Origin of the sequence: Trinickia sp. (assembly GCF_051954495.1) — a bacterium.
Classification (GTDB): Bacteria; Pseudomonadota; Gammaproteobacteria; order Burkholderiales; family Burkholderiaceae; genus Trinickia.
In genome coordinates this window covers 20,995-30,006 of the sequence record NZ_JBQCHR010000151.1, presented here as the reverse complement: position 1 = coordinate 30,006, position 9,012 = coordinate 20,995, and the positions used below count along the sequence as shown (strand labels likewise).

Genomic DNA, 9,012 nt, shown 5'->3' with positions numbered 1-9,012 from the left:
GCGAGCGTAACATCGCATCGTCCAGACCGCTCGCTGCGGCCGCCCTGGCCCGCCATGCAGCGATGAATACGCCTACTCCCGAAAAGCGGATGCGCAAGGGGCCCTCGAAGCGCACGCTGAACGTGCTGACCGCGCTTGTCGGTGTCGGAACGCTCATCGTCGGCATCGGCTGGCTTGTCTATAGCTGGAAAACCGATCTCGAAGTCCCGTACTTCGCTATCCCGCTCGTGCTGTGCTTTCCCGTCATCGCCGCGGTCGCCTTCCGCAACTGCTGGGATTGACGGGCCGGCAAGCTCGAAAAACAAAACCCCGGCATGACCGGGGTTTTGTTTTCAGCGGGCGCCGCGCGACGCGATCGACGCGCGACTACCGAGGGCTCATTACGCCAATTCCGCGACCGGCTCCGTGCCGGCGGCTTCGGCCAGGGCGAGCGCCTTGTCCGTCGCTTCCCACGAGAACTCGGGCTCTTCGCGGCCGAAGTGGCCGTATGCCGCCGTCTTCTCGTACACCGGACGCAGCAGATCGAGCATTTGGATGATGCCCTTCGGACGCAGATCGAAATGCTCGCGCACGAGCGCCGTGATCGTCGCGTCCGACACGCGGCCCGTGCCGAACGTGTTGACCATGACCGACGTGGGCTGGGCGACGCCGATCGCATACGAGACTTGAATCAAGCAGCGCGAGGCAAGGCCCGCGGCCACGATGTTCTTCGCAACGTAGCGGCCCGCGTAGGCCGCCGAACGGTCGACCTTCGACGGGTCCTTGCCCGAGAACGCGCCGCCGCCGTGCGGCGCCGCGCCGCCGTACGTATCGACGATGATCTTGCGGCCCGTCAAGCCGCAATCGCCCTGCGGGCCGCCGATGACGAAACGGCCCGTCGGGTTCACGAGGAACTTGATGTCGCCCTTGATGAGTTCGGCCGGCAGCGTCGGCTTGATGACTTCCTCGATCACGGCTTCGCGCAGCATGGCCAGTTCGATATCGGGGGCATGCTGCGTCGAGAGCACGACCGTGTCGATCGAATGCGGCTTGCCGTCGACATAGCGCACCGTCACCTGCGATTTCGCATCCGGACGCAGCCAAGGCAGGCGGCCGTCGCGACGCAGCGAGGCTTGGCGCTCGACGAGGCGGTGCGACAGGTGGATCGGCAAAGGCATCAGTTCGGGCGTTTCGTCGCATGCGTAGCCGAACATCAAGCCCTGGTCGCCCGCGCCTTGATCGAGGTTGTTGTCGTGCGCGCGATCCACGCCCTGCGCGATATCGGGCGATTGCTTATCGTAAGCGACGAGCACCGCGCAGCCGCGGTAGTCGATGCCGTAATCGGTGTTGTCGTAGCCGATGCGCTTGATCGTGTCGCGCGCGACTTGGATGTAGTCGACGTTCGCCGTCGTGGTGATCTCGCCGGCCAGCACGACAAGACCCGTGTTGCACAGCGTTTCGGCGGCGACGCGCGAATATTTGTCCTGCGTCAGGATGGCGTCGAGAATGGCGTCCGAGATTTGATCGGCGACCTTGTCGGGATGGCCTTCGGAAACGGATTCGGACGTGAAGAGATAGTCGTTTGCCACGTTGCAGACTCCTTGGTTACGGTGTTGAGTTCACGTAGCCAGCTTCGGGAGCCTGAAGCGGCGACGCTTTAGCGGATTTCCTATATCGCCCGGCGCTGCTGGCGCCCTGCGTTTCGCCCCGCAAGTTGTCTATTAACTCGGCGAAGCCCGTATTATAGCGGCTTCTCGAAAACGTCACAGAGCGAATTGCCGTGCCTTACCCGTTCTATTCATCGCATAGCGCGACGTTCCCACTCTTCGCCGCGGTCACGCAGCCTGAGCGCGCGCGCTCGACAAAGGCCAAGGCATGCTGAACCGGATCGGTACGAAGCTCGCCATCGGCCTGCTGAAGTTTCTCGCGCTGCTGCCCTATGGCTTCGTCGCCCGCCTGGGCGATGGCCTCGGCTGGCTGCTCTATCAAATCCCGAGCAAGCGCCGGCGCATCGTTCATACGAACCTGGCGCTCTGTTTCCCGCAGTGGAGCGAGCAAAAGCGGGAGGAGATCGCGCAAAAACACTTTCGCCATGCGATCCGCAGCTATGTCGAGCGCAGCGTCCAGTGGTTCGGCTCCCTCGAAAAGCTGACGAAGCTCGTCGAAGTCGACAGCGAGGTCGATTTGACGGATCCCGACATGCCGCCCACCTTGCTGCTCGGGTTTCACTTCGTCGGCATCGAGGCAGGCTCCGTCTTCATCAACGTCGCGCTGCAACGCCAATGCGCCGCGCTCTATCAGCCGATGTCTAACCCGGAACTCGAGGAAGTCGCCAAACACGCGCGCGGCCGGTTCGGCGCCGATATGGCGAGCCGCGCCGAGAGCGCGCGCGTCGTCCTGCGCTGGCTGCGCGAGCGCAAACCCGTGATGCTCGGCGCCGACATGGATTACGGCGTGCGCAATTCGACGTTCGTGCCCTTCTTCGGCATCCCCACTTGCACGCTGACGGCGGTGGGCCGATTCGCGAAGGTCGGCCACGCTCAGGTGTTGCCGTTCATCGGCGAAGTGCTGCCGAACTACAAGGGTTATCGGCTGAAAGTCTTCAAACCTTGGGAAAATTTCCCGACGGGCGACGACGAGCTCGACGCCCGCCGCATGAATGCGTTCCTCGAAGAGCAAATTCCGCGCATGCCGGAGCAGTACTACTGGGTGCACAAGCGGTTCAAGACGCGGCCGCCGGGCATGCCGAGCGTCTACGATTAGCCGGCGGCCGAGGCGTCCCTTACAATACGGCGATCATGAAGCTCAACTTCACCAAGATGCACGGCGCGGGCAACGACTTCGTCGTGCTCGACGGCTACAGCCGGCCGCTCGCCCTGACGAGCGAGCAGGCGCGCGCGCTCGCCGATCGCCATTTCGGCATCGGCGCCGATCAGTTGCTCCTCGTCGAGCGCCCCACGGTCGACGGCGCCGATTTCAAGTACCGCATCTTCAATTGCGACGGCGGCGAGGTCGAGCACTGCGGCAACGGCGCGCGCTGCTTCGTCAAGTTCGTCCGCGATAAGGGACTGACGGATAAGCGCAGCATCCGCGTCGAAGTACACGGCGGCCTCATCACGCTCACGATGCAGGAAAACGGCGAGGTCGTCGTCGACATGGGCCGGCCCGTTTTCGAGCCCGAGCGGGTGCCGTTCGACGCCAGCGGCCTCGAGGGCCGCCAGGAAGGGGCCGACACCGTCTGGCCGCTCGAGCTCGACGGGCGCACGGACTGGATTTCAGTCGTGTCGATGGGCAACCCGCATGCCGTGCGAGTGGTCGACGACGTGCGTGCCTACCCCGTCGCCGAAATCGGCGCGAAAACCGAACGCCATGCCCGCTTTCCGCGGCGCGTGAACGTGGGCTTCATGCAACTGTACTCGCGCCGGGAAATCGCGCTGCGCGTGTTCGAGCGCGGCGCGGGCGAAACGCTCGCCTGCGGCACGGGCGCCTGCGCAGCCGTCGCGGCCGGTATTCGCCGCGGCTTGCTCGACTCCCCGGTCACGGTCCATGCACTCGGCGGTACGCTGACGATCGCATGGGACGGTGCGCGCGACGAATCCGCGCCGCTCTTGATGTCCGGCCCGGCCACGACGGTTTTCGAAGGCGAGATCGAACTCGCCGATTGATGCCGCGCCGTTCCGATACGGCGCCCTTTATTTGCTCAACCGCGCTTTGCCCGCCCCTTTGCCGACACCATGAACGATCGCGAAGTCGCCGACTATCTGCTCGCCAATCCCGAATTCTTCTCGCAGCATGCCGAGCTGCTCGCCGCCATTCGGCTCGCCAATCCGCACGGCAAGGCCGCCGTCTCGCTGCAAGAGCGCCAGATGGACATGCTGCGCGAGAAGAACAAGCTGCTCGAGCGGCGCCTGGCCGAACTCTTGCGCTACGGTCACGAAAACGACAGCATCGCGGCCAAGTTCAACCGGTGGACCGCGCGCGTGATCGCCGAACGCGACGCCCACGCCTTGCCGCGCACCGTCGCGCAGGGACTCATGGAAGTGTTCGACGTGCCGCAAGCGGCGCTGCGGCTTTGGGACGTGGCCGACACCTATCGCGACGCCGAGTTCGCGCGGCAGGTGGGTGAGGAGGTGCGCTTGTTCGCCAACGGTCTCGACGCGCCGTACTGCGGCGCCAATACGGGCTTCGAGGCGGCGCAATGGCTGAGCGCGGGCGACTACGCCGCCGTGGCCGGCGATGCAGCCGGCGCCGGCGACGCCGCGGGCACGCAGTCGGTCGCGCTGCTCACGCTGCGCGAGCCTCGTGCAAACAACGTCGCCACGGCGAGCGGCGATTCGCAGGAAAGCGCGCCGCCGGCGCCGAGCGCCCCCGCGTTCGGCTTGCTGGTGATGGGCTCGCCCGATCCGCGGCGCTTCCACGAAGGCATGGCGACCGATTTCCTCATGCAGATCGGCACGCTCGCCAGCGCGGCGCTCAGCCGCCTGCTCGCGCGCTAAGCCTGGCGCGAGCGGTCCCACCGTGCCCCCGACCGACGCCGAACTGATCGCGCAGTACCTATCCGGCCTCGCGCATGCGCGCCGGCTGTCGGAGCATACGCTGCGCAGCTACGCGCATGAACTCGAGCTGCTCGTGCAGCTCGCGAAGGGCCGGCCGCTTGCGAGCCTGTCGGCGAACGACATGCGCGGCGCCGTCGCCAAGGCGCACGCGGGCGGCCTATCGCCGCGCTCCATCGCCCACCGCCTCTCCGCCTGGCGCGCGTTCTACCGGTGGCTCGCCGAGCATACCGAGATTGCGGCGAACCCTGTGGCCGCCGTGCGCGCACCGAAACAGCCGAAGCGGCTGCCCAAGGCCTTGTCGGTCGACGACGCCACCGCGCTGATGGAAGCAAGCGCCGCTCAAAAGGAAGCAAGCTCCGCGCAAAGCGCGGAAGGCTTGCGCGATCACGCCATTCTCGAGCTGTTTTACTCTTCGGGATTGCGGCTTTCCGAGCTCGTCGGGCTCGATGCTGTTTTCGCCGAAGGCGACGGCTATCGTTCGGCGGGCTGGCTCAACCTCGAAGCCGCCGAAGTCACAGTGCTGGGCAAAGGTCAACGGCGCCGCACCGTGCCGGTCGGCAGCAAGGCGATGCAAGCGCTCGCCGCCTGGCTCTCGGTGCGCGGGCAGTTCGTCAAGGCCGATCCCCACCCGCTCTTTTTGTCGGTGCGCGGCGCGCGCATGTCGCCGAACGTCGTGCGCGACCGCGTCAAACGCGCCGCGCTGCGCGCGGGCATTCCGGCCAACGTACATCCCCACGTCCTGCGCCATTCATTCGCGACGCACGTCCTGCAATCGAGCGGCGATCTGCGGGCGGTGCAGGAGCTCCTCGGTCACGCGAGCGTGGCCGCGACGCAAATCTATACGTCGCTCGACTTTCAACATCTCGCGCGGATCTACGACACGGCCCACCCGCGCGCCAAAAAGCGCGATTGACGCTCCCAACGCGGCCAGCCGCCGCACGGATCGCTCGCGCCGCTCAACTTCGTTTTTTACCGACCGATGAACACCGTTACGCTCAAGCCCTCTAAGGAAAAATCGCTGCTGCGCCGCCACCCGTGGGTCTACGCCAATGCTATCGAGCGCGTCGAGGGCAAGCCGGCGCTCGGCGCCACCGTCGTCGTGCGCGCCCATGACGGCCGCTTTCTCGCGCGCGCGGCCTACAGCCCCCACTCGCAGATCCGCCTGCGGGTCTGGAGTTTCGATGAAGGCGAGCCGATCGACCATGCCTTCTTCAAACGGCGCGTGCAGCGTGCGCTCGCCCATCGGCAAGCCTTCGTGCGCGACACAGGCGCCGTGAGGTTGATCTTCGGTGAATCGGATGGCCTGCCGGGCCTCATCGTCGATCACTACATCGAGGACACGGCCGCGGGCGCCGGGCGCGGCCAGCTCGTCTGCCAGTTCATGGCGGCCGGCGTCGAGGCGTGGAAGGAAGCCATCGTCGCCGCGCTCGTCGGCGCGACGCTCTGCCCGAATGTCTATGAGCGCTCGGACGTGTCGATCCGCGAAAAGGAAGGCCTCGAACAAACGACGGGCGTGCTGGCGGGCGAAGCGCCGCCCGACACCCTCGTCGCGCGCGAAAACGGCGTGCGGTACCACGTCGACGTGCGCGGCGGGCACAAAACCGGCTTCTACGTGGACCAGCGCGACAATCGAGCGCTCGTGCAAACCTACGCGGCCGGCAAGGACGTCCTGAACTGCTTCTGCTATACCGGCGGCTTTTCGCTGGCCGCGCTTGGCGGCGGGGCGAAGCGCGTCGTCTCGATCGATTCGTCGGGCGAAGCGCTCGCGCTCGCGCGCGCGAACGTTACGGCCAACGGGTTCGACGCCGAGCGCGCGCAGTGGCTCGACGCCGATGCGTTCCGAACCTTGCGCGGCCTCGTCGAAAGCGGCGAGCGGTTCGACCTCGTCGTCCTCGATCCGCCGAAGTTCGCGCCGGCGCGCGAGCACGTCGATCGGGCGGCGCGCGCCTATAAGGACATCAACCTTTCGGGCTTTCGTCTGCTGCGCCCGGGCGGTCTGCTGTTCACCTATTCGTGTTCGGGCGCGATCGATGCGGACTTGTTCCAAAAGATCGTCGCCGGCGCGGCGGCGGACGCCCGCGTCGACGCCCGCATTTTGAAGCGCCTGGGCGCGGGCCTGGACCATCCGCTGCTGGCGGCTTTCCCCGAAGGGGAGTACTTGAAGGGCTTGCTGTTGCAAATCGTCTGATCGCCCCCAACTACGGCGAGCTTTCGTTCGGCGGCGCGTTCAGGGCGTACGGTGCGTCCGCATTGGCCGATCGGCCGGCGGGCGCGAATGCGCGCTCGCCGGTATGCTTCAATATTTTCGTGGCCGGCTCGTCTGAACCGTCCCTGATTTTCGACCCAAAGGCGATTGAATATGATCCCCGTCACCATCTTGACCGGCTTCCTAGGCAGCGGCAAAACCACGCTGCTCAAGCGCATCCTCAACGAAAAGCACGGTATGAAGATCGCCGTGATCGAAAACGAGTTCGGCGAGGAGAACATCGACAACGAGATCCTCGTGCAAAATCAGGCCGAGCAGATCGTGCAGATGAGCAACGGCTGCATCTGCTGCACGATCCGCGGCGACTTGGCGCGCGCGCTCGGCGATTTGGCATCGCGCAAGCGCGCGGGCGAAATTGCGTTCGACCGCGTCGTGATCGAAACCACAGGCTTGGCCAACCCCGGCCCCGTGGCGCAGACCTTCTTCATCGACAGTGAGATCTCCGACGAATTCCTGCTCGACGCGATCATCACGCTCGTCGACGCCAAGCATGCGAATGCGCAGCTCGACGAGCACGAGGTCGTGCAGCGGCAAGTCGGCTTCGCCGATCGTCTGTTCATCACGAAGTCGGATCTCGTCGCCGAAGCCGAAGTGGCCGATCTGCGCCACCGCCTCATGCACATGAATCCGAAGGCGACGATCAAGGTCGTCAACTTCGGAGAAGCCGACATCAAGGAAATCTTCGACCTGCGCGGCTTCAATCTGAACGCCAAGCTCGAGATCGATCCGGATTTCCTGGCCGAGGACGATCACGCGCACGCGCATCATGACCACGATCACGATCATGAGCACGGCCATGACCACGAGCATTGCGATCACGACCACGGCCAGTGCGCCCATGAAGGGCACGCCCATCACCATCATGCGCACCACGACGATCGCATCAAGTCTTTCGTCTATCGCAACGACCGCCCGTTCGATCCGAACAAGCTCGAGGATTTCCTGGGCGGCGTGCTCCAGATCTACGGCGAGCGACTGCTGCGCTACAAGGGGGTGCTCTACATGAAGGGCGTCGACCGCAAGGTCGTATTCCAGGGCGTGCATCAAATGATGGGAAGCGACCTCGCGGCCAAATGGCTGCCGGTCGAGAAGAAGACGAACAAGATGGTCTTCATCGGCATCGACCTGCCGCAGGATCTCATTACAGACGGCCTGGACGCCTGCCTCGCGTAAGGCTGCGCGCCACGTGGGATGGCGCACGCGCGGAGTCGGCCCGAGGTTCGCTTTTTGGACGCGCGCGCGCTATATTTTCATGATATTAGCGGCGCGCCGGCAGGGTTTTCTCTGTTGCAGCGCCCAAGAACGATTCAGTTACAATACGTCCCCGCCGCCAGGGGCGGCGGGTAACGCGACGGCGCCGGAAAACCTTATCCGGGCAAAGCCGAAACAAAACCAAAGAGACACCGAAAGACGCCGCGGCGCGGCTCGCGTTAGGACTCGCGAGCGGCGCTGCTGCAATGCCGTATCGAATGGGTAGGAGCACCCGAGGATCGGTTTCCAGAGGAGTTCGGCCCCGCATCGGCGCGACGGCGTCTTGACGGCCACCGGGCCGCGGGCGTCGGCGCCTTTAAGGCACCGCTTGCGGGCAATACGAAAGTGCGGGCAATATGTATGGGTTTTGCCTCACATTGAAGAAGCACGCAGATGACGACGAAACGACTCTTGACCGAAGCCGAAATCCTGAAGATGAGCGACAAGGATTACATGAATGAAGATCAGCTCGCCTTCTTCAAGAACAGGCTCGAACAGCTGCAGGCGGAGATTCTCCGCAATGCCGGGCAAACGACGGAAAACCTGCGCGAGACGGTGATCGTTCCCGATCCGGCCGATCGCGCAACGATCGAGGAAGAGCATGCACTCGAGCTGCGTACGCGCGACCGCGAACGCAAGCTGCTGAAGAAGGTGCAGCAGTCTCTGGCTCGCATCGAATCGGGCGAGTACGGCTGGTGCGAGGAAACGGGCGAGCCGATCGGCGTGCCCCGTATGCTCGCGCGGCCCACGGCTACGCTGTCGCTCGAAGCGCAGGAACGCCGCGAGCTGCGCCAAAAGCTGTTCGGCGATTGATGCACGCGTAGCGCGGCCTTCGCGCTACGCACATTTACGCTGCTTCGAAAGAGGCGCGCGGTCTCCCGCGCGCTTTTTCTTTTGCGATGGCGCGATCGGTGCGATTGCACCGTCACGCGCCTCGCCTCGGATGGCCGCCCGCTACCT

9 protein-coding genes are annotated in these 9,012 nt (G+C 64.9%); 8 read left to right on the top strand and 1 reads right to left on the bottom strand.

Going from position 1 to position 9,012, the window contains the following annotated elements; all coding sequences use genetic code 11:
- The coding region (locus tag ACTHNR_RS20355; protein WP_440549465.1) for a hypothetical protein at positions 1 to 281 on the top strand (281 nt) is incomplete at its 5' end.
- A 99-nt stretch (positions 282 to 380) separates the two neighbouring features.
- On the opposite strand, the gene metK is transcribed toward ACTHNR_RS20355, so the two are convergent.
- Positions 381 to 1,568, bottom strand: coding sequence for a methionine adenosyltransferase (gene metK / locus ACTHNR_RS20350; RefSeq protein ID WP_440549464.1), 1,188 nt, complete (start codon positions 1,566 to 1,568; stop codon positions 381 to 383).
- A gap of 286 nt (positions 1,569 to 1,854) precedes the next feature.
- Between metK and ACTHNR_RS20345 the strand changes: the two genes are divergently transcribed.
- The 7 genes from ACTHNR_RS20345 (at position 1,855) to dksA (ending at position 8,865) form a co-directional block, all read left to right on the top strand.
- Complete coding sequence (locus tag ACTHNR_RS20345) at positions 1,855 to 2,742, top strand: lipid A biosynthesis lauroyl acyltransferase (protein ID WP_440549463.1); 888 nt, start codon at positions 1,855 to 1,857, stop codon at positions 2,740 to 2,742.
- A 35-nt stretch (positions 2,743 to 2,777) separates the two neighbouring features.
- A complete protein-coding gene (dapF, locus tag ACTHNR_RS20340) occupies positions 2,778 to 3,644 on the top strand; it encodes a diaminopimelate epimerase (RefSeq protein ID WP_440549462.1) in 867 nt (288 codons plus the stop codon).
- A 69-nt stretch (positions 3,645 to 3,713) separates the two neighbouring features.
- Positions 3,714 to 4,475, top strand: coding sequence for a DUF484 family protein (locus ACTHNR_RS20335; protein ID WP_440549461.1), 762 nt, complete (start codon positions 3,714 to 3,716; stop codon positions 4,473 to 4,475).
- A 22-nt stretch (positions 4,476 to 4,497) separates the two neighbouring features.
- Complete coding sequence (gene xerC / locus ACTHNR_RS20330; protein WP_440549460.1) at positions 4,498 to 5,448, top strand: tyrosine recombinase XerC; 951 nt, start codon at positions 4,498 to 4,500, stop codon at positions 5,446 to 5,448.
- A gap of 66 nt (positions 5,449 to 5,514) precedes the next feature.
- Entirely contained in the window at positions 5,515 to 6,723 is a 1,209-nt protein-coding gene (locus ACTHNR_RS20325) for a class I SAM-dependent rRNA methyltransferase (RefSeq protein WP_440549459.1), read from the top strand.
- Positions 6,724 to 6,894: 171 nt separating this feature from the next.
- Entirely contained in the window at positions 6,895 to 7,974 is a 1,080-nt protein-coding gene (locus ACTHNR_RS20320; RefSeq protein ID WP_440549458.1) for a CobW family GTP-binding protein, read from the top strand.
- A gap of 471 nt (positions 7,975 to 8,445) precedes the next feature.
- Positions 8,446 to 8,865 (top strand): RNA polymerase-binding protein DksA, encoded by a 420-nt coding sequence (gene dksA, locus ACTHNR_RS20315; RefSeq protein WP_206955196.1) that lies wholly within the window; start codon positions 8,446 to 8,448, stop codon positions 8,863 to 8,865.
- Positions 8,866 to 9,012 lie beyond the last annotated feature (147 nt).

Coding starts and splice junctions, on each gene's coding strand:
- ACTHNR_RS20335 (WP_440549461.1), top strand. CDS start 3,714: ATGAACGATCGCGAAGTCGCCGACTATCTGCTCGCCAATCCCGAATTC.
- dksA (WP_206955196.1), top strand. CDS start 8,446: ATGACGACGAAACGACTCTTGACCGAAGCCGAAATCCTGAAGATGAGC.
- dapF (WP_440549462.1), top strand. CDS start 2,778: ATGAAGCTCAACTTCACCAAGATGCACGGCGCGGGCAACGACTTCGTC.
- ACTHNR_RS20345 (WP_440549463.1), top strand. CDS start 1,855: ATGCTGAACCGGATCGGTACGAAGCTCGCCATCGGCCTGCTGAAGTTT.
- ACTHNR_RS20325 (WP_440549459.1), top strand. CDS start 5,515: ATGAACACCGTTACGCTCAAGCCCTCTAAGGAAAAATCGCTGCTGCGC.
- ACTHNR_RS20320 (WP_440549458.1), top strand. CDS start 6,895: ATGATCCCCGTCACCATCTTGACCGGCTTCCTAGGCAGCGGCAAAACC.